This window comes from Nonomuraea sp. NPDC050153, from assembly GCF_044460125.1.
Lineage (GTDB): Bacteria > Actinomycetota > Actinomycetes > Streptosporangiales > Streptosporangiaceae > Nonomuraea.
The window spans coordinates 164,266-182,622 of record NZ_JBITJQ010000020.1; the positions used below are offsets into that span (position 1 = coordinate 164,266).

Annotated in this window: 23 protein-coding genes and 2 pseudogenes; 19 read left to right on the forward strand and 6 right to left on the reverse strand. The window is 68.0% G+C overall.

Annotated features, from left to right (window positions below; all coding sequences use genetic code 11):
* Window positions 1-55 precede the first annotated feature (55 nt).
* The gene (locus ACIBQ1_RS38080; RefSeq protein WP_397284526.1) at window positions 56-1,306 is read left to right on the forward strand and encodes a hypothetical protein; all 1,251 of its coding nucleotides are present in this window, start codon (window positions 56-58) and stop codon (window positions 1,304-1,306) included.
* 49 nt (window positions 1,307-1,355) lie between these two features.
* Here ACIBQ1_RS38080 and ACIBQ1_RS38085 read toward each other — a convergent pair whose 3' ends face one another.
* From ACIBQ1_RS38085 to ACIBQ1_RS38110, 6 genes are all read right to left on the reverse strand, one after another.
* The gene (locus ACIBQ1_RS38085; RefSeq protein WP_397284528.1) at window positions 1,356-2,294 is read right to left on the reverse strand and encodes a GNAT family N-acetyltransferase; all 939 of its coding nucleotides are present in this window, start codon (window positions 2,292-2,294) and stop codon (window positions 1,356-1,358) included.
* A 184-nt stretch (window positions 2,295-2,478) separates the two neighbouring features.
* Entirely contained in the window at window positions 2,479-3,258 is a 780-nt protein-coding gene (locus ACIBQ1_RS38090; protein ID WP_397284530.1) for a MerR family transcriptional regulator, read from the reverse strand.
* A gap of 23 nt (window positions 3,259-3,281) precedes the next feature.
* Entirely contained in the window at window positions 3,282-4,112 is an 831-nt protein-coding gene (locus ACIBQ1_RS38095) for an alpha/beta fold hydrolase (RefSeq protein ID WP_397284533.1), read from the reverse strand.
* 143 nt (window positions 4,113-4,255) lie between these two features.
* Window positions 4,256-4,843: a tyrosine-type recombinase/integrase gene (locus tag ACIBQ1_RS38100; RefSeq protein WP_397284535.1), complete on the reverse strand. Its 588-nt coding sequence runs from the start codon at window positions 4,841-4,843 to the stop codon at window positions 4,256-4,258.
* A gap of 52 nt (window positions 4,844-4,895) precedes the next feature.
* Entirely contained in the window at window positions 4,896-5,348 is a 453-nt protein-coding gene (locus ACIBQ1_RS38105; RefSeq protein WP_397284537.1) for a hypothetical protein, read from the reverse strand.
* 108 nt (window positions 5,349-5,456) lie between these two features.
* Entirely contained in the window at window positions 5,457-5,768 is a 312-nt protein-coding gene (locus ACIBQ1_RS38110) for a hypothetical protein (protein ID WP_397284539.1), read from the reverse strand.
* A gap of 128 nt (window positions 5,769-5,896) precedes the next feature.
* Between ACIBQ1_RS38110 and ACIBQ1_RS38115 the strand changes: the two genes are divergently transcribed.
* From ACIBQ1_RS38115 to ACIBQ1_RS38200, 18 genes and pseudogenes are all read left to right on the forward strand, one after another.
* Window positions 5,897-6,178 carry a hypothetical protein gene (locus ACIBQ1_RS38115; protein ID WP_397284541.1) on the forward strand — a complete coding sequence of 94 codons (282 nt, stop codon included), beginning with the start codon at window positions 5,897-5,899 and terminating at the stop codon, window positions 6,176-6,178.
* A 528-nt stretch (window positions 6,179-6,706) separates the two neighbouring features.
* Window positions 6,707-7,948, forward strand: a complete 1,242-nt coding sequence (locus tag ACIBQ1_RS38120; protein WP_397284543.1) for a serine hydrolase domain-containing protein — start codon at window positions 6,707-6,709, stop codon at window positions 7,946-7,948.
* Between the two features lie 305 nt (window positions 7,949-8,253).
* Window positions 8,254-8,814, forward strand: a pseudogene (locus ACIBQ1_RS38125) (transposase); the annotation flags it as partial.
* Between the two features lie 165 nt (window positions 8,815-8,979).
* A complete protein-coding gene (ltrA, locus tag ACIBQ1_RS38130; protein WP_397284545.1) occupies window positions 8,980-10,410 on the forward strand; it encodes a group II intron reverse transcriptase/maturase in 1,431 nt (476 codons plus the stop codon).
* A 132-nt stretch (window positions 10,411-10,542) separates the two neighbouring features.
* Window positions 10,543-11,271: pseudogene (locus ACIBQ1_RS38135) on the forward strand (IS256 family transposase); the annotation flags it as partial.
* A gap of 20 nt (window positions 11,272-11,291) precedes the next feature.
* Entirely contained in the window at window positions 11,292-11,504 is a 213-nt protein-coding gene (locus ACIBQ1_RS38140; protein ID WP_397284547.1) for a hypothetical protein, read from the forward strand.
* Between the two features lie 5 nt (window positions 11,505-11,509).
* Window positions 11,510-12,217, forward strand: a complete 708-nt coding sequence (locus ACIBQ1_RS38145; protein ID WP_397284549.1) for a Tn3 family transposase — start codon at window positions 11,510-11,512, stop codon at window positions 12,215-12,217.
* Window positions 12,218-13,037: 820 nt separating this feature from the next.
* Window positions 13,038-13,412 (forward strand): GntR family transcriptional regulator, encoded by a 375-nt coding sequence (locus tag ACIBQ1_RS38150; RefSeq protein ID WP_189140698.1) that lies wholly within the window; start codon window positions 13,038-13,040, stop codon window positions 13,410-13,412.
* On the forward strand, window positions 13,409-14,314 hold the full coding sequence (locus ACIBQ1_RS38155) for an ABC transporter ATP-binding protein (RefSeq protein ID WP_397284551.1): 906 nt from the start codon (window positions 13,409-13,411) through the stop codon (window positions 14,312-14,314). Before ACIBQ1_RS38150 ends, ACIBQ1_RS38155 begins: the two co-directional genes overlap by 4 nt.
* Entirely contained in the window at window positions 14,311-15,006 is a 696-nt protein-coding gene (locus ACIBQ1_RS38160) for a hypothetical protein (protein ID WP_397284553.1), read from the forward strand. The genes ACIBQ1_RS38155 and ACIBQ1_RS38160 overlap by 4 nt, the downstream gene beginning before the upstream one ends.
* A 112-nt stretch (window positions 15,007-15,118) precedes the next feature.
* The gene (locus ACIBQ1_RS38165) at window positions 15,119-15,325 is read left to right on the forward strand and encodes a hypothetical protein (protein ID WP_397284555.1); all 207 of its coding nucleotides are present in this window, start codon (window positions 15,119-15,121) and stop codon (window positions 15,323-15,325) included.
* A 464-nt stretch (window positions 15,326-15,789) separates the two neighbouring features.
* Window positions 15,790-15,972, forward strand: coding sequence for a hypothetical protein (locus tag ACIBQ1_RS38170; RefSeq protein WP_397284557.1), 183 nt, complete (start codon window positions 15,790-15,792; stop codon window positions 15,970-15,972).
* Complete coding sequence (locus ACIBQ1_RS38175; RefSeq protein ID WP_397284559.1) at window positions 15,969-16,316, forward strand: hypothetical protein; 348 nt, start codon at window positions 15,969-15,971, stop codon at window positions 16,314-16,316. Before ACIBQ1_RS38170 ends, ACIBQ1_RS38175 begins: the two co-directional genes overlap by 4 nt.
* Window positions 16,309-16,677, forward strand: coding sequence for a hypothetical protein (locus ACIBQ1_RS38180; RefSeq protein WP_397284560.1), 369 nt, complete (start codon window positions 16,309-16,311; stop codon window positions 16,675-16,677). The genes ACIBQ1_RS38175 and ACIBQ1_RS38180 overlap by 8 nt, the downstream gene beginning before the upstream one ends.
* Window positions 16,674-17,183, forward strand: a complete 510-nt coding sequence (locus ACIBQ1_RS38185; protein WP_397284562.1) for a hypothetical protein — start codon at window positions 16,674-16,676, stop codon at window positions 17,181-17,183. Before ACIBQ1_RS38180 ends, ACIBQ1_RS38185 begins: the two co-directional genes overlap by 4 nt.
* Window positions 17,180-17,455, forward strand: coding sequence for a hypothetical protein (locus ACIBQ1_RS38190; RefSeq protein WP_397284564.1), 276 nt, complete (start codon window positions 17,180-17,182; stop codon window positions 17,453-17,455). The genes ACIBQ1_RS38185 and ACIBQ1_RS38190 overlap by 4 nt, the downstream gene beginning before the upstream one ends.
* The gene (locus tag ACIBQ1_RS38195) at window positions 17,455-17,778 is read left to right on the forward strand and encodes a hypothetical protein (protein ID WP_397284567.1); all 324 of its coding nucleotides are present in this window, start codon (window positions 17,455-17,457) and stop codon (window positions 17,776-17,778) included. Before ACIBQ1_RS38190 ends, ACIBQ1_RS38195 begins: the two co-directional genes overlap by 1 nt.
* Window positions 17,775-18,032, forward strand: a complete 258-nt coding sequence (locus ACIBQ1_RS38200) for a hypothetical protein (protein ID WP_397284569.1) — start codon at window positions 17,775-17,777, stop codon at window positions 18,030-18,032. Before ACIBQ1_RS38195 ends, ACIBQ1_RS38200 begins: the two co-directional genes overlap by 4 nt.
* Window positions 18,033-18,357 lie beyond the last annotated feature (325 nt).

Genomic DNA, 18,357 nt, shown 5'->3' on the forward strand with positions numbered 1-18,357 from the left:
TGCAGCAAAGATGGCGCCGGCCCTCATGAAGGAGGGCCGGCCGAAGGGAGTCACAGTGAAACGGTCATTATCCGGGCCCGGCCGCTGGACCAGGGGCGTGCTCTTACCTGCGCTGATCGCCGTCATCATGGCCGCCGGCACGGTCGCGGCCGCCGGCCCCGCGAGCGCGGCGGCCGATCCGAAGGCCGGCGACGCCTGCACCACGGCCGACCTCGGCAAGCGCTACCCCTTCGTCAAGAGTGCGACGACGACACCGACGATCACGCACTTCAAGACGTTCTTCGTCACCGCGGGCACCACGGGCACCCAGACCATCACACTCGAGACGGCCACCACGATCACGGTCGAGGTCGGCACCACGACCCAGATCCTGGCCTCCTTCAACATCGCCACCCTCGGCAGGGTCGAGTCCTTCGTGAACCGGACCGTCAAGAAGATCACCTCCTCCACCGACAAGGAGACCACGACCATCACCTGGAACTTCCTCGCGCCCGGCTACTACGGCCTGTTCAAGGGCACGAGGAAGGTCACCGGCGAGTACGGCAGCCTCAACTGCACCCGCGTCGACAAGGGCGGCGGCGTGTACGCCACGGAGTGGGCCGAGCGCCCCGGCGGCACCTACACGACGTACTCGGTGATGGAGGAGGGCGCGATCCGGTGCGAGGACGTCGTGCCCGCGAACAGCCTCATGCGGCTCGCCCAGATCCAGCTCGGCTGCGACGGCGCGCCGGCCAAGGCGCGCGAGCAGCAGCGGGCCACGCCTTCGGAGCCGGCGGGCGAGCAGGCGGGCGAGCAGGCGGGCGAGCAGGCGGGCGAGCAGGCGGGCAGGGTGGTCGCGCCGTTCGCCGCGCCGCCCGGGTTCACCTGCGAGCCCGGTTACTACCGGATCGGCACCCCGGACCGGCTGCTCAACTGGTGGAACGAGGACGGCACCGACGAGATCCGCCTGCGCGGCTGGTCGAGCTCGTCGCGCTCCCAATGGAGCCTGTGCCAGGGGCCGGTGAGCAACGGCCTGCCGGAGTACGTCCTCATCACCCGCTACAGCGGCAAGTGCCTGACCCTGCACTCCGCGGAGACCCTCAGCGAGGGCGGCCGGCTCATGGAGGGGGGTTGCCTGACCGTGGACGACCGCCAGCGCTTCTACCTCTACCGGGACGTGCCCGGCTCGAACCTGGTCGGCATCCAGGTCAAGAGCAGCGGCTACATGGCGGGCCAGACGAGGATCGCGGACGCCGAGAGCGTACGGCAGTACAGCATGGGCATGGCGGACGGCACGGGGACCTACCTCCTCGAGAAGATCGCCTGACGTGATGCCTCCGGGCCCCGGCGACCCTCGAGGTCGCCGGGGCCCCGGATCAGTCCCAGGTCATGTTGATCGTGCGTTCGAAGTTGACGTATCCGGCGCGCCGGAAGGCGTTCGCCATGGGGGTGTTGCCGAGGTCCGTGGCCGCCCGGATGCGCGGGACGTCGTCCTGCGCGCCGAGGATCCGGGTGCCTTCGGCGAGGATGTCGTCGATGTAGCCGTTGCCCCGATGTGCGGGCAGTACGGCGAGGTAGCCGATGACGGGGTTGTAGTCGTTGCGGGCCGGGGTGACGAACCCCACCGGCTCGCCGTCCGGCAGTGTCGCGACCCGCCACCAGTCGCGCGGGCTGCGGTAGTGCGCGAGTTCGTCCTCGTAGTGTCTGACCGCCGCTTCGCGGGGGGACATCCGGGTCAGGTCGGCGTTGCTGTGCGCGTCCAGCGTGCCGTCCAGGACCTCGGTCATCAGGGCGAGGATCTCCTCGGTGTCGCGGACCGGCCGGAACGCCAGGCGCCCGGTGGGCTCGGGGATCGGCGTCCCGGGGCGCCATTCCAGACGCAGCCGTTCGACGAGCAGGCGGGCGCCGCTCCGTTCCAAGGCGAGCATGCGGTCCTCGACGACGCGCCTGGTCACCCCGCCCTCGCGCCAGTCGGGCGGGACCATCCGGATGTATTCGGGGGGACGGGCGCCTGCCGGGACCACTTCGGCCATGGCCGAACGCAGCAGCCGCACGCCGATGTCGACCCTGTTGTCGTCGAGGTCGAGAATGTCCAGGAGGAATGGCGTGTCAACGCCGGCCCGGCCCCACCAGGCGGCCCTGGCCAGCAGGTGGTCATCGCGCAGGGCGACCCACATCCATTCCGGCCGGCGGCGGCCGGCGGCGAGGTCGTCCGCCAGTTCCTCGTTGAGGACGTAAGGCAGCCGGGAGAAAAGGTCGAGTTCTTCCCGCCCGGTGATCGGGCGAATGGTCAGGTCGTTCTGATTCACGGTCAAGGCACGCTCCAGGTGAAGGCGCCTGTCCGCTCCGGGGTCAGACGTGGTCCGCGCCCCGGGAGGACACAAGCGCAGTGATCATGGGGATCATGGGCTTATCCCTCCTCTCGATGTCGTGGCCCCTCGCTCGTCCCGGCAGGGGTCCGGCCGCTAGATCTATCCGATCGCCACCCCCTTGCGCAATTCATTTCGCGACCGGGTCCACGCGTTCGAGCTTGGTCCAGCCGGTCCAGCCTCGCTGCTTCAGCAGTTCGATCAGGCGACGGGCCGGAGGCGCGGTGTCGAACGCCAGCGTGTCCATCAGCTTGGCGAACGGCGGCTCGATGTCGGCGTCGTCGAGGTAGTCCTCGCCCTGCTCGTCGGCCATCCGCGTGATGTAGGCGGCAAGCTTGTCGGCCAACTCGACCAGCCGCGGGTCGTCGCCGGGGCGGTCGAGAGCCTGGCCCAGGGTGAGATAGAAGTCGACGAACTGCGGGTCGGCGAGCTGCTCCCGCTTGCGGGCCACCCAGTCCGGCACCCGCTCGGGTGAGTGCGCGGCCAGGGGGATCCAGCCGTCGCGTTCGACCTGGACGATCCGTTCGTCGACCCCGAGCGCCCGGAGCCGGTCGAGGAACTCGACCACCTCCGGGGGCAGCGCCAGGGTGTCCCCGGAGGCGAGCCGGGCGATCCGCTCCCGGTGCCGCTGCCGTTCGCGGATCTCCGCCCGAAGCCGCCTGTCGATGTCCGCGACCGCCGCGGCGAACTCCTCCTCGTCGGCCCGCAGCAGCTCCCGCACCCGCGCCAGCGGAACCCCGGCCGCGGCGAGGGTCCGGATCTTGATCAGCTCGACCACGGCGCCGGCGTCGTATCGCCGATAGCCGGAGCGGTCGCGCTCCGGCTCGGGCAGCAGCCCCTTGGCGTGATAGTGCCGCACCGCGCGCACCGTCACCCCGGCGTACGACGCCAGCTCGCCGATGGTCAGCATCGGACCAGTCTCCCAGGAGCCGTTCAGGAGGTGGTCTGGCCCCGCGCGCCCCGGATGATCCGGGCGATCCGCGGGGCGTGGGTGAAGACCAGCCGGTGGTCGGCGTCGAGCCAGGACACGGCCACGTGCGGCCGCTCCCGGACGAGCCGCTCGATGCCGGCCCGCCAGAGCCGGTTGTGCCGCGGTGCCCGCCCGTCGCCGCCGTCTCCGGCGATCGAGCTCGACATGATCATGCTGATGGGGTGGTCGATCTTCCGGTACCGGTCGAGGATCCCGGACCGGACCACGTCGATCTCGAGGTTCAGGTCGTGGATCTCCCGCGCGGTGAGCAGCACCTGACGCGCGGTCCCTCGCAGGGCCTGCTGCCGCGCCGCCAGGTCCGCCGCCATCGTGCGGAACTCCCCCAGGTCGGCATCGGTGATGAACGGTTCGGGCAACGGGTTCGCCCCGTCGATGAGCACCAGCCCGGCGACGTCGTCAGGGCACCGGGAGGCATGGTGCACGGCCAGGTCCGCGCCCAGCGAGTAGCCCACGAGCACGGGCGCCGAGGGCAGGCCCCGGCGTCCCAGCTCCGCGAACACGGCGGCGAGGTCGCCGAGGAACGCCTCGAAGGAGTACCGGTCGGCGGCCGAGGCGAGGCCGTGGCCCCTGAGGTCGAAGGTCACCACGTCGTGGTCGCGCCGCAGCAGCTCGGTCAGCTCGCGCAGGTCGGCCTGCGTCGAGTTCAGCCCGGGGCACAGGACCAGCGGACGCCCCCGGCCGCCGCGAGACACCGGGATCGTGACGCCGTCGTGGTGGACCGTGAAGCCTCGCGTCTCATCCTCGCCGGCCGGCAAGGTGGTTCTCGTCGTCATGCCGACCATGCTGGGCGGTTGCCCCTGCGTCAGGGTCAATGCCCTTACGCCAGGGAAGGTCCTCCGACCTGCGTAAGCGCAGGAAGTCGGCTGCTCCGGGACGTGATCATTCCGCATGGATTCCGCAGCACGCCCTCGGTGGATCATGATTCCCCCAGCGCCTTCTCAATGCGTTGATTGGCCACCTCGCGCTGACCATCGATACACTTGGCGTAGATCTTCAGAAGCACGTCCACGCCGTGCCCTGCCCGCTCGGCAACCTCGGGCGCGTGCACACCGGCGTTAAGCCACAGCGACACCGCCGCGTGCCTCAGGTCGTAGGGGCGACGCGCCAACGGGGAGGCGACCTGCTCAGGGGTGAGCCCCAGCAGGCGGGCCTCCTGCCACACTGTGGAGTAGGCGAAGTAGGAGAAGGTGCCGCCACCGCGGGTGTAGAAGAGTCGGCCGTCCGAAGCAGTGCCGAAGATCGCGATGTGAGCACGCAGGATCGCCACCAGTTCTGGTGGGATCGGCACCAGGCGGTCCTCGCCTTCCTCGCGGTGTTTGAGGCCCCGCTCGTCGAACAGCCGTCCTGAATCGGTGAAGGCGGTGCCGCTTTGCGGGCGGGTCTTCGTCGGTGTGAGGTGGCCCCATCCTTGCTCTGGCAGGAAGCAGTCCTTCTTGCGCAGTCCCTGTGCTTCGGCCGGGCGCAGGCCGGCGAAGTGCAGGCAAGCGAACATCGCAGCCATCATCGGGCTGTGGATGCCCGTACCAGGTGTCGGCCGGAACCGGCCCCGCTTCGCATCAGCGGCGCCAGTGTCCACCGCGGCACGTGTACGTGCGCCCATTGGACGCGATGCCCACCGCGCCCTGGGTGCCGCAGAAGCCTCCCGGGTGCGCGTTCGCGAGCGGGACCGGATCATCCTTCGGCGTGGGCTTCGCCGTGCGGGCAGGCCTGCGCTTCCCCTTGGTGGCGTCCCGGTCGTCGCGGTCGTCGATTTTGGTCACGCCGTCGCCATCAGCGTCGCCGTCATAGCGATCAGCGATGCCGTCGTCGTCCAGGTCTTTGATCGATTCGGCCTGCCAGGTCATCGCCGGTGTGGGGGTGAACATCGAGGGCACGGCCGGGGCGGCCGGGGATGGCTGGTCACTGCCGAACAGGCTGTTGCAGCCTCCGACGATGAGCAGGGCGGTCACGATGAGGCAGCCGCAGCCCTTGACCTGGTCGCGGGTGGTGGCGGTCTTCGCGCGGGGCATGTGGGCCTCCTTGGGGGCTGGGCACGAACGGTACATGCGATGCTGCTCTCAGTGATGTGGTTCGCGCAGGGGAGACGACTGGTTGGAGTTCCATGCCGTTGCGGGACCCTACAGGTCGTGCGGGCAGGCGGTGATCTTCTCCGGATCGGTCTCCGCCACGAACAGAGTCGGCTCCACGCCGTCGAACACGGGAGGTGCCGCAAGCAGCTTGGCGTTCAGCCGCTCGACCGTGGCCGCATGGTCGGCCGCCAGTGCCTCGGGCGTCGGGAAGGCATGCCAGCACTCCGGACACAGCAGGCAAGCCGGGCCGGGCTCGGACGCGCCGTGGATAGCGCAGTACGCCGGGCCGGCGAGCAGCGCGACGTCGGTCGGCAACTCACAGCCCGCGCTCTCGGCTCGCGACCTGGGTATTTCGACCACAGTCGAATGTTGTTTCCTTCCCCTCGATTCGGGTGCGACGATCGCTCCATCCCGGCCTATCCAGACAAAGACGGGGGAAGATCATGCACCAAAAGAAGGCTATTCGACGCCTTGCTAAACTCGTAGCGGTGGCTATCGCCACGAGCGGCGCTTTGAGCGTCCTCGCACCCACAACGGCATCTGCCACATCGTGTCAGACCTCGAAGAGCGACGGCGCCAACACGGCCTACGCCAAATGCCTTGGGACCGACTTCCGCTATTACTACGCATGGGCAACCTGCCTGGAGAATGATGGAAATCTATACTTCAGCAGGGGCAATAACGTCTACATAGAGAATGGCGTCTCGGCGGCATCCTGTCACGAGTACGCCGATGTCGACGCGTATGGCGTCGAGGTAATTCCCCGTTAGTCAGTCTGCCAAGGGGCCAGCGGGAACTTTCGACATTCCCGCTGGTCCTCTCCCGTGTGCAGCGGTAGATCCCACACGGTCATCTTGGCGAACCACACCAGGCGCGGGATGCCGGACAGCATCTCCTCCTGGCAGCGCACGAGCGTCACTCGCCGGGTCTGGGCATCGCGGACCCCTACTCAACCCGGTGATCGTTTCCGGTCACAGCACTAGGGGGTCCGAACACGAGAAAACCCCGCTCATGCAACGGTCCTAGAGTGCTCAACCTGCGGCCCCCACTGACGCGGGCAAGCGTCGACGCCGAACGCTGATGTCAACGCTCCCGGGCTGCATTCCGCCGCGCTGCGGGCGGCACCCACTGTCGCGGAGTCCCGGTCGAGATCAGGGGCTTGTCGAGAAACGGTGACATCACGCGCGCGGGCCGGTGACATTCGCGACGAAATATCGCAGCCATGACCAACGGCGCGCGGGACCATCGCGTCCCTCAACGAGCACTCGCCTCTTCCCTCGCGCGGGGAGGGCGGTGACATGGACTCGGATTCCGTACGTGGTGTCGAGCGGCGGCGGCTGCTCGGATGGGGCGGGCTGGCCGCCGGTGTGATGGCGGTCGGCACGCCGCTGTCAGGCGCCGGGCTCGGCCACGCCGGCACCTCCGCCGCGTCCGAGCCGTCCGGGCAGGACCGGATCCCGCCGGACACCCTGCCCGGCGGGGCCTACGACCGGTACATCGCGAAGCTGGCCGCACAGGACAAGTTCTCCGGCGTGGTGCTGCTGTCGCACCGGGGCCGGACGGTACTGTCGCGCAGCTACGGCATGGCCGACAAGCAGAAGGGGATCCGTAACCACGAAGGTGTCGCGTTCAACCTCTACGGCGGGCCGTTCGTCAGCCTGTCCATCGTGCAGCTGGCGCAGCGGGGCAAGGTGAAGCTGTGGGACACGGTGGGCACCTACCTGACCGGTTTCGCCAAGGAGATCGCCGAGCAGGTGCGCATCCACCACCTGCTCATGGGCACCTCCGGGTTGTCCTTTCCGGAGCACGACTACCAACGCATCTTCCACAGCAAGGAGGAGCAGCACGAGTACTACCAGCAGTACACCCGGCAGGCGAAGCTGGTCGCCGCCCCCGGCGCGGGTTCGAACAAACCCGGCTGGGGTGCGGATGTCACCGTGCAAATCGTCGAGGCGGCGTCCGGCATGACGTTCTGGGACTACGTGCACAAGCACATCTTCGGGCGCTGCGGCATGACCGGCTCGGCGTACTACACCAGGCCGCAGTGGCTGGCCGACGAGCACATCGCGCACTCCTACATGAAACAGGCCGACGGCAGCTGGGTGGACGCCGTGCGCAACCTGGACAAGGACAGCCCGAGCCCGGGTATGGCGGGCCAGAACAATGCCCGCAACTTCGTCCCGGACGGCGGGTTCGTCACCGCACCGGACCTGGTCCGGTTCGCGGATGCGTTGTACGACGGCACCGTGCTCGACCCGGCCTGGGCCGACGTGTTCACCTCGATCAAGGCCCCCAACTTCCGAGGCTCCCCGGGGTTCAGCACCTACGGGCCGACAGCCCACATCGTCGAAGGCCAGTGGGAGCTCGCGCGCAGCGGCGTTCACCCCGGCAGCTGCACCCACTGGAGCATCTACCCTGACACCGGATGGGTCGGCGTCGTCCTGAGCAACTACGACGACATACCGCTGCAGGAGATCACCGGACAGCAGACGCAGGCCATCACCGGGGCTTCACCCGGCGACGGCGACGACGGCGGCTGACGCGCGGCCACGGCATAGCCGACCCGAAGAAAGAGACCCGGGCCGGGAAATCCACCAGCTCGGGCCGGGTGGATTCCGCGGCCTGGCAACCAGATCGCCCGACGAATCATCGCCTCCGGCAGCGGCAGCGGCGATCCTCATGCTCGGCGCCGACCCGGCGAACCATGGCTGATCACCACGCTGCCCAGCGTCGGGAGCAATGCTTGAGACCTGTGGATCGGTCGGGAAGGGGTGTACCTTCCCGATGATCACGTGAGTTCTCAAGACATGACCGACGCGCCAACGTCGGTCGGGAAGGCACACCCGTGCTCACCGTAGTCCCTGACCCCTCCAACGGCGACCGCGACGCGTCCGCCTCCAGCCCCTCACAAGCGCTGATCGACGAGCTGGTCCGCGAAGGCGCCCGCCGGATGCTCGCCGAGGCCCTCAAAGCCGAGGTCGACGCCTACATCGCCGCCTTCGCCGACGAGCGTGACGAGACCGGGCACCGCCTGGTCGTCCGCAACGGCCACCACCAGCCCCGGCAGGTACTGACCAGCGCGGGCGCGATCGAAGTGCACGCCCCGCGCGTCAACGACAAACGCATCGACGAGGCCACCGGCGAGCGTCGGCGCTTCTCCTCGGCGATTCTGCCGCCCTGGTGCCGCAAGAGCCCGGCCATCACCGAGGTACTGCCGTTGCTCTACCTGCACGGCCTGTCCACCGGTGACTTCGTCCCGGCTCTGGGCCAGTTCCTCGGCTCCAGCACCGGGCTGTCGGCGCCGGTCATCACCAAGCTGACCGAGCAGTGGAAAGCCGAGCAACGTGCCTTCGCCGAACGCGACCTGTCCGGCGTCGACTACGTCTATCTCTGGGCCGACGGCATCGTGCGCCGCGAAGCGCTGCATGACCGAGTGGGGGTGGAAGACCTCCACCACTCAGGCTGTCGTGGCAGCCGGGTGAAGCTGAGGGCAGCCTGACCCGGGGGACGCCGGGAAGGGCGGGAAGCAGCCCTGACAACGCCGGGACGCTGGAAGACCAGGAGGCCGCCGGTGAATACCGACGAACTGGAACACGCTCTGCTCAAGGCTGAGCGCCGGGTACTGGAGATCCAGACCAAACTGCACCGTTGGGCCAGTGATGACCCTCATCGCAGGTTCGATGATCTGTTCAATCTCGTCGCCGATCCCGGCTTCTTGCTGGTGGCATGGGATCGGGTGCGGGGCAACAAGGGCGCTCGCACGGCTGGCGTGGATGGGCAGAGCGCCTACTACGTGGAGGCCGAGGTAGGAGTCGAGGTGTTTCTCGACCGACTGCGCACCGAGATCAAGGACCGCAGTTTCCGCCCGTTACCGACGCGGGAACGGATGATCCCGAAACCGGGCACGACCAAGCGTCGTCGCCTGGGGATCTCCACTGTTCGGGACCGGGTGGTCCAGGCGTCCTTGAAGCTGGTGTTGGAGCCGATTTTCGAGGCGGATTTTCTCCCGTGTTCCTACGGGTTTCGCCCGAACCGCCGGACTCATGATGCGGTGGCCGAGATCCGCCATTTCACCTCCCGCTCCTATGAGTGGGTTGTGGAGGGCGACATCAAAGCCTGCTTCGACGAGATCTCGCACTCCGCCCTCATGGGCCGGGTGCGGGCGCGTGTGGGAGACAAACGCGTTCTGGCTCTGGTGAAGGCATTCCTCAAGGCCGGGATCCTCGACGAGGATCGCGTACTGCGAGGGACCGACGCCGGAACCCCGCAGGGTTCGATCCTGTCCCCGTTGCTCAGCAACGTGGCCTTGTCCGTCCTGGATGAGTACATCACTCAGGCTCCGGGCGGGCCGGGGGCGAGCCGCAACGACCGGCTCACCCGTCGTCGTCATGGTCTGCCGAACTACCGGCTGACCAGATATGCCGACGACTGGTGCCTGGTCGTGTCGGGCACCAGGGCCGACGCGGAAGCTCTGCGGGACGAGATCGCCGAGGTGCTGTCCACGATGGGCCTGCGCCTGTCGGAGGACAAGACCCTGATTACCCACATCGACGAGGGCCTCGACTTCCTCGGCTGGCACATCCAGCGCCGCCGTAAACGAGGCACCAACCGGCGCTACGTTTACACCTACCCCTCACGCAAGGCTCTCGCAGCCGTGATCGGCAAGGTGAAGACCCGGTGCCGACAGAACATCAACCTGCCGCTCGAAGCCCTGCTACGCCAGCTCAACCCGGTGCTGCGGGGCTGGACCAACCACTTCCAACCTGGGGTGTCCAGCATCTCCTTCGGCTACCTGCGCGCCTTCACCTGGCGACAGGTCATCCGCTGGATACGCCGCAAACACCCCGGAATTACCTGGAAGGAACTCCGCCGACGCTACTGCGGCAACGGATGGTGGCCCGCCGACGGTGACGTGATCATGTTCAACCCCGGCGAGGTGCGGACCACCCGCTACCGCTACCGGGGAGCCAAGATCCCATCCCCGTGGCCGAACGTCGCATGAGGAACGACAGCACAGACCCAGCGCGACTTGTGGAGAGCCGGATGCGTCGACGAGGCGCACGTCCGGTTCGGGAAGCGGACCGGGGAAACCCGCCGATGGAAACACTGGCACGGCGCCCCGGTCCGACTTCACCACGTCAACATCCGCTTGGAGGAGCACAAACTCTGCCTGCTGGTGCTGATCGGGGTGCGCGCCGACGGCCGCAAGGAACTCGTCGCCCTGACCGACGGCTATCGCGAATCGACCGAATCCTGGGCCGACCTGCTACGGGACTGCGCGCGGCGCGGGATGCGCGCCCCAGTACTCGCGGTCGGAGACGGCGCGCTCGGCTTCTGGTCAGCGCTGGCTGAGGTGTTTCCGCAGGCCAGAGCACAGCGCTGCTGGTTTCACAAAATCGCCAACGTGCTCGGGGCACTCCCGAAATCGGCCCATCCCGGCGCGAAGAAGGCGCTTGCTGAGATCTGGAACGCCGAGAGCAAAGACCGGGCGCTGGCCGCGGTCGCCGTGTTCAAGGGCGCCTACGGCGTCAAGTTTCCCAAAGCCGTCGCCAAGGTCACCGACGACATAGAGGAGCTGCTGGCCTTCTACGACTATCCCGCCGAACATTGGCGTCACCTGCGCACGACTAACCCCATTGAGTCGACCTTCGCCACCGTCCGGCACCGCACCAAGGTCACCAAGGGCCCCGGCTCCCGCGCCGCCGGCCTGGCCATGGCCTTCAAGCTGATCGAGTCCGCCCAACGGCGCTGGCGCGCGGTCAACGGCGCCCACCTGGTCGCCCTGGTCCGAGCCGGCGCCACCTTCATCGACGGCAAGCTCGTCGAACGACCCGCAGGATCACCCGTCCCCACAGCCGCCTAGAACTTCATGATCCACAGGTCTTGACTATTGCTCCGTACTACCCGCGCGGTGAGGTGGTGCCCGAGCATCGCGGCACCGCCGGTGAGTGGGAGGACCTGGTGTTCAAGAACGATAAGCGCGGGCGCCGGCGGGTGGTGCGGATGGTGTATGAGATCGTCACCTTCCAGGCGCTGCGCGAGGCCCTGCGGTGCAAGGAGATCTGGGTGGTCGGCGCTGGGGTTCGGTCCCGCTGATCGACATGCTGAAGGAGGCGGTGCTGCGCACCGGCTGCCTGAAGGCGGTCACCTCGGTGGTGGGCGGCTCCAGCCTCAAGCCCGAGGTCCTGGCCGAGCGGCTGATGCTCGCGATCTTCGGATACGGCACCAACACCGGCATCCGGGCCGTGGCCTCCGGCGGCCACGCCCACGGTGAGGACGACATCCGCTACGTCCGGCGCTGCTATCTGACCCCGCAGGTCGCCACCGACATCGCGATCACCATCGCGAACGCCACCTTCACCGCCCGGGACGTGGAGCTGTGGGGCGAGGGGACGACCACCGTCGCCTCCGACTCCACGCATGTGCGCGCCTACGATCAAAATATTTTCACTGAGTGGCATTCGCGGTACGGAGGCCGCGGCATCCTCATCTACTGGCACATCGAGCGCGGGTCCATGGTGGTGCACTCCCAGACTCTGCGCGCCTCGGCCTCGGAGGTGCACGCGATGATCGAGGGCGCGGTCCGGCACGGCACCACCATGAAGGTCGAGGGCAACTATGTCGGCTCCCATGGCCAGACGGAAATCGGGTTCGGCGTGACCAGGCTCTTGGGCTTTGACCTGCTGCCGCGCATCAAGCAGATCAACAAGGTCAAGCTGTACCGGGTGGAGAGCGGCGAGAGCGATCTGTACCCGCGGCTGACGCCAGCGATGACCCGGCCGATCCGGTGGGAGGAGCGAACTCGGTGATCTTCTCCCTGTTAACTGCACTTGTCCCACCCCTCACAGGGGAACCAGGAGAGGAGAGCAGTCCTTGGACGACGTACGCACAGCTCTGTTGGAAGGGCGGATCGACCTGCCCCGCATCGGCGAGGTTCGAGCAGGAGACCGTCCGTCCTGGCCGACCTCGAATGGACCACCATGCTCAAACCCGCCGACCAGCGCGGGCTGACCCCGCTGTTCTGGCAGCATGTCCAGCCCTACGGCGAGGTACGGCTGGATGTGGCCAAGCGCCTTTCGCTCGGCGGCGCTGCGCAAGCTCCGGAGCCGGGCAAGCTCCGGAGCCGGGCAACCCGGACTAGCTTCATGATCGTGGTAGGGCGGTGCGCGCCCCTGGCAGCACGGCGCCGGGTTCCGGACGATCGGCGTACGCAGACGAATCGAATCTGCCCTGTGGGCTTGACCTTGACGCTGCGTCAGCCCTCCATTCTGACTGTCATGAGCAGCCCTCCCACAAGCAATCGGGTCCAGGGGCCGGCGATCCACGTGCAGGCCTGGAGAAGTCGTACAAGGAACTGCGTGTGTTGCGCGGCATGGACTTCGAGATGGCCGCTTGCGTGTCTTCTGCGCGTCATCGCTGACCTCGGCAGCGACTACGGCCCGATCACACCGTCCGCTGCGTCGAGACGACGCCGCCCACGCATCCCCGGCTGCCTTTCCTGAGCGGGAAACGGGTCCCGGCGCCGCCGCCGGCTGAGGTCGCGGGACGCCCGGGCGGCTTGACAGCCGCGGCGCAAGGTTGCATGGTTACGTACACATGTAGCTAACCAGTTGGGCGGCTAAGCCAACGATGGACGACGACCGACCGATCTTCCTTCAGATCGCCGAGCTGATCGAGAACTCGATCATCGACGGGTCGCTGGTGGAGGAGGCCCAGGTCCCGTCCACCAACGAGCTTGCCGCCTTTCACCGGATCAACCCGGCCACCGCGGCCAAGGGCGTCAACCAACTCGTGTCGGAGGGAACGCTCTACAAGCGACGCGGCATCGGCATGTTCGTCGCCGGTGGCGCCCGGGCCAGGCTGCGCGAGCGGCGACGGGAACGGTTCACCGAACAGTACGTGGAACCCCTGCTCGCCGAGGCGCGCAAGCTCGGCATCGGCCACGACGAGCTGATGAAGATGATCGATTCATTCGGTGCGGTTGTCGGGAGGGACCTGGGATGACGGCGGTGGTAACCGCACACGGGGTGACCAAGCGCTTTGGTGACGTCACGGCGCTCGACGACGTGAGCTTCGCGCTGGCCGAGCACACGATCTACGGCCTGCTCGGGCGCAACGGGGCGGGCAAGACCACCCTGATGCAGATCCTCACCGGGCAGGCGTTCGCGTCGTCGGGGAACGTGTCGGTCTTCGACGCGCCACCGGTGGAGAACCCGGCCGTCCTGTCGAAGGTCTGTTTCGTCCGGGAGAGCCAGCGCTACCCCCACTTCTACACCGTGCGCCACGTCTTTCGCACCGCACGCCGGCTGTTTGCGAACTGGGACGACACGTTCGCGCACGGCCTCGCCGCGGACTTCCAGCTACCGGCCGGGCGGCTGGTCCGCAAGCTCTCGCGGGGCATGCTGTCGGCCCTCGGCGTGACCGTCGGGCTGGCCGCGCGGGCGCCCCTGACGTTCTTCGACGAGCCGTACCTCGGGCTCGACCCGGCCGCCCGGCAGCTTTTCTACGACCGACTGCTCGCCGACTACGCCGGGCATCCCCGCACCGTGGTGCTGTCCACCCACCTCATCGACGAGGTGAGCGATCTGGTCGAGCGGGTGCTGCTCATCGACCGTGGCCGGCTGCTGCTCGATGAGGACGCCGACGACCTGCGCGGGCGGGCGGTGGCGGCCACCGGACGGGCGGAGGCCGTGGACGGGTTCGCCGCCGGACGCACCGAGTTGCACCGCGAGCGGTTGAGCGGCCAGGTCCGGTCGACCATCCTCGGCGGGCTCGGACCGCACGCGAAGGCGCACGCGCAGGCGCTGAACGTCGACCTGGAGCCGTTGTCGTTGCAGCAACTCGTGGTCCGCCTGACCGTACCGCCGACGACAACGGCGCCGGCGGACCGGGAGGCCGCCCGATGAACCGCATCCGTCAGGTGGCCCGTCTCCAGATGCCGGCCTGGCCGCAGATCCTGGGCTGGACGTGGGGCACGACGGCCGTCGTGTTCGGCATCAACCTGTTGAGCTTCATGGCGAACTACGACCCGGGCGACGGCGTGACGAACACCGGCGGCCTGGTCAGCCTGTGCGGCGTCGCGATCGGGATGGCCGCCGTCTCGGTCACCCAGATCTTCCCGTACGCGCTGGGCATGAGCGTGACCCGGCGGGAGTTCTACCTGGCCTGGTCGCTGCTCGCGGTCGTCCAGTCGGTGGTCTACGCGCTGGTGCTCTGCCTGCTGCGCGCCGTGGAACAGGCCACCGGCTACTGGGGGATGGGGATGCGCTTCTTCGGCCTGCCGTTCATGGATGACGCCAACCCGGTGCTGCTCCTGCTCGGGTACGCGGTACCCATGCTGGTCATGACCCACCTCGGGATCCTGCTCGGCACGTTGTACCTGCGCTGGGGCACCACCGGCGTCCTCGCCGGCCTCACCCTGGCGTTCACAGCGCTCGGGCTGGCCGCCGCGCTGATCACGTGGACCCGGCAATGGCACGCGATCGGCCGCTGGTTGCTCGACCAGTCCCCCACGGCGCTGCTCGCCGGCTGGCCGGTCCTGGTGGCCGCCGCGTTCGCGGTCGGCGGGTACAGGCTCATCCGCCGTGCCACGGCGTAGGCGCGGCGGGCACTCGGCCGCTCCGGACACCGGACAACGCGAACACCAACATCCGCCGTGATGGGCCGCCAGATTGTCAGCCCTGTCCGCCCGCGTCCTTGGGAGAGATGCAATGACGAGCAACAACACGCCCCCGCCCGCCGCAGGTCTCGGGATCTGGGCAAATCTCGGGATCTGGATCACATTTGGCGCTGCCTTCGGCGTCGTCGTCGGGGGTTTTTTCGACAACGTCGCTCTCGGTGTCGCGCTAGGTCCGGCCCTGGGTGTGGCCGCCTGGGCCGTCTTCATGGCGCTACGGAGTGCCCGCCGCGACTCCTGAACGTCGAGCCCGAGTATCGGCTACGGAGTCGTAGGCGCCACCGGGAAGTCCAGGAAGCAACGCAACGGCGCTGGCGATGGTGGCCGCAGCCGGCGCGGAGCGCGCCACCACCATGGCGATGTGGTATCGGTACAGCTTGGTCGAACCGACGCCAGGCCAAGCGGTGTTCCATACTCGGCTCACACTCGGCGTCATCGACGCAGCCGGCGGTCCAGGCGTTCCCGGCGTCGCGGCTGCCGTCATGGCACTCGCCGACCGGATCGTCGACTGGGCGAATGGCTACGCTGCCCGTCGTGTTGAGGTGTCCCAGGTCTCGCGGTCATAGGTCTTCGACGTAGTCGGCGGCGATGTCGTCGGGTGGGTTGGTGTACAGGCGCAGGTAGCGGTCGTTGGCGTGGCCGAGGCGGCGCTCGAGTTCGGCGCGGTTTGTGGCCGGAGGCCTGCGACAGGCCGTAGGCGAAGGTGTGCCGGGCGTCGTGCGGGCGCAGGGTGCCGAGCTTGCGGTGTGGCTGAACGCCGGCTCCGGTCCTGAGGGGCTGGCACTGAATCTCGCCTTCCCGGCCTGCGGAAGCAACGCCACGGTGACGCTTCCGCACGTCCTGTCCGCCGCGGTGCGTGCGGCGATAGAGGAGGCGGCCCCGCGGTGAGTGACACGTTCCCCACCCGGGCTGACTACAACGAGCCCGGCTCGATCGAAATGGAAGTGCACGAACTGGTCATGCGGTTCGCGTCGGGCGGCCGGTTCCGACTCATCGCCATGCTCTACATGGTGCCGTCCGAACCGCCCAAGGTCGGCGGCCAGTGGCCGCGCGTCCTGTTCGCCGAGTACGTCAACGACGGCCACGAGGTGCCGATCCTGTTCGGGACAGAGGCACTGCCGGGTGAGGCGTACGAGGCGTTCCCGAACGATCAGGTCGTCGTCATCCCCATTCCGCCTGCGCAGGCGGCGCGGGAGCTTGAACTGGCGGCGAGGGGGCGGATCGATGGCTAGCTTCGCTCACCTCGCGTACGTGCTGCAGCGGGCGGCCGACATCATGCTCGGCGACCACGACCTCGACCTGAACGAGGCGCTGGCCCTCGCAATCTGGGGTCAGCGGCCGACGAGCCTGATCGACGTCACCGACTCGGAAATGGACGACTTGCACGTCGCCCGGCGAGTCATCGACATCCAGTGCAGTGGGGCGGTCATTTTCACCAGGCAGGCTCGGAGTGCTGCCCGGCACATGGCCGAGCTGTTCCACCGCATCGACCACGGTGGCGGCCGGCCCGGCGTCGAGGACGACGACCCCGACACGGTGGCGCAGCTGATGTGGGAGCAAGCCCACGGTCTCGAGCTGGCGAGGTGCCCATGAGCGACCGTAGCCTCGACATGCTGTTCTGGAGGCCCGACCTCGCCACTCCGGACGTCACCATAGTGCTGGAGATCGCCTCGCTGGTAGAACGCATGATGTGCGGCGAGATCATCCACTGCCCGTCTACCCTGGGCACAGCCCTGATCTGGCGGAAGGACTGGCCGGGAACGGTCAGTCTGGTCCGCCGTGACCTGCTGTCCATCGGTGGGGAAGACCTGTACGAGGACATGCCGTCGTTCTTCTGGCACGACTTCCCCATGAACGTGCTGGAGCGAGCGGTCGTCACCGGGTTCGATGAGGTGCTGATTCACCGTTCGGGGGAGAACGTGTCGGTGATGGTCGGCCCGAACGAGCACGCTCCAGGCTGGCTCTCGATCGACGAGTTCAACCAGTACGCGAGCGGCTATGTCGGGCTGGGGCTGGTGGAACCGCATGAGGGGATCAACGTGCCCACGGAGCGGATCACGGATTTCCTTGCCGCCGTCTGGAAGGTTCCTGTCCCGTGAGCGACCCACAGACCGCGGCCGACCGAGAGCAGTACGAGCGGTGGGTGGACGAGCAGATCGGCCCCCGCCAGGTCGGTCAACGCTACGACCACGGATACGAAGACAGCACGTACGAGGTGCTCGCCATCGAGCGTGGACCCCGCGCCACCTGGCCCGTGTGGCGCATCAAGGTGCGGGACCAGGCAGGGGAGCGCTGGCACTGCACCGGGTGGGATCCCCGCTGGGACCGGGTGGTGGCCACCACCGCCCCTGCCCCGGAAGGGAGCAGCTGATGACCGACTGGGCCCGTGCGGCCGACATGCTCGACACGGTCGCCAACCTCCTCGAAGGCATGCCCGACATGGACCCGGACGGAGCAATCCGGATCGCACTCGCCGGCCACCCGCACGCGCAGATCCCCGACGACCACTCGGAGGTGAGCACGCTCTACGACGACGTGGCCCGCGCCATCGAGGCCGACCACGTGAAGATGTTCCTCGGCCAGGACTCGGATTCGCTCCACATCGGCGACATCCCGCCCCCTGAAGCGATCCCCGCCGCGCGAGCGGCGGCCGAACGGTTCCGCGGCTACGCCCAACACCAGGAAGGACCATGAGCGCCGTCACCGAGGAAATCATCACCCGCGCCACGGCCTACGCCATGCTCGACCTGGACCCCGAGCAGACCACCCGTATCACCGCCGCCGTGCAGGCCGGGGTCACCGCGTGCGGACGCTGCCACGGAGCGGACCTTGGAGCGTGCCTCGCATGCCTGGAGAGCAGCGTGCGTGAATCGCTGACCAGCCTGGGGTTCGAGGTGGACGCGTACGAGTCGTGGCGGATGGCCACCGTGATCCAAGACCGGATCTGATCCCCACTCGAAGAAGCCCGCTGCGTTGTCGGCGGGCTCCGCTATGTTCGGCCCCGCTGGTGATAGCCGTAACCAGCGCCGTTGCCATGAAGGAAGCTCTACTGGATCAAGGGGGGAAAGACGTGTGCAGCCGCATCCAGGTCGGGTTATGGCGGTGGTGACGGAGAACGCCCCGACGGGGGCAGCACGCGGAAGGCGTCCACGGCTCTCCTTCTTCCGAAACCTCTGTAAAGAGCCGGTGTACTCAAGATCGATCGCGAAGGCCATCGGTGTGGTCGCGGGAGAGGGTGGGTATCGACGGAAATCGACTGCGGAGCCTGATGCC

Coding starts and splice junctions, on each gene's coding strand:
- ACIBQ1_RS38105 (WP_397284537.1), bottom strand. CDS start 5,348: ATGCCCCGCGCGAAGACCGCCACCACCCGCGACCAGGTCAAGGGCTGC.
- ACIBQ1_RS38160 (WP_397284553.1), top strand. CDS start 14,311: ATGAACCGCATCCGTCAGGTGGCCCGTCTCCAGATGCCGGCCTGGCCG.
- ACIBQ1_RS38145 (WP_397284549.1), top strand. CDS start 11,510: ATGCTGAAGGAGGCGGTGCTGCGCACCGGCTGCCTGAAGGCGGTCACC.
- ACIBQ1_RS38100 (WP_397284535.1), bottom strand. CDS start 4,843: ATGATGGCTGCGATGTTCGCTTGCCTGCACTTCGCCGGCCTGCGCCCG.
- ACIBQ1_RS38180 (WP_397284560.1), top strand. CDS start 16,309: ATGGCTAGCTTCGCTCACCTCGCGTACGTGCTGCAGCGGGCGGCCGAC.
- ACIBQ1_RS38155 (WP_397284551.1), top strand. CDS start 13,409: ATGACGGCGGTGGTAACCGCACACGGGGTGACCAAGCGCTTTGGTGAC.
- ACIBQ1_RS38120 (WP_397284543.1), top strand. CDS start 6,707: ATGGACTCGGATTCCGTACGTGGTGTCGAGCGGCGGCGGCTGCTCGGA.
- ACIBQ1_RS38195 (WP_397284567.1), top strand. CDS start 17,455: ATGACCGACTGGGCCCGTGCGGCCGACATGCTCGACACGGTCGCCAAC.
- ACIBQ1_RS38090 (WP_397284530.1), bottom strand. CDS start 3,258: ATGCTGACCATCGGCGAGCTGGCGTCGTACGCCGGGGTGACGGTGCGC.
- ACIBQ1_RS38095 (WP_397284533.1), bottom strand. CDS start 4,112: ATGACGACGAGAACCACCTTGCCGGCCGGCGAGGATGAGACGCGAGGC.
- ACIBQ1_RS38200 (WP_397284569.1), top strand. CDS start 17,775: ATGAGCGCCGTCACCGAGGAAATCATCACCCGCGCCACGGCCTACGCC.
- ACIBQ1_RS38165 (WP_397284555.1), top strand. CDS start 15,119: ATGACGAGCAACAACACGCCCCCGCCCGCCGCAGGTCTCGGGATCTGG.
- ACIBQ1_RS38185 (WP_397284562.1), top strand. CDS start 16,674: ATGAGCGACCGTAGCCTCGACATGCTGTTCTGGAGGCCCGACCTCGCC.
- ACIBQ1_RS38150 (WP_189140698.1), top strand. CDS start 13,038: ATGGACGACGACCGACCGATCTTCCTTCAGATCGCCGAGCTGATCGAG.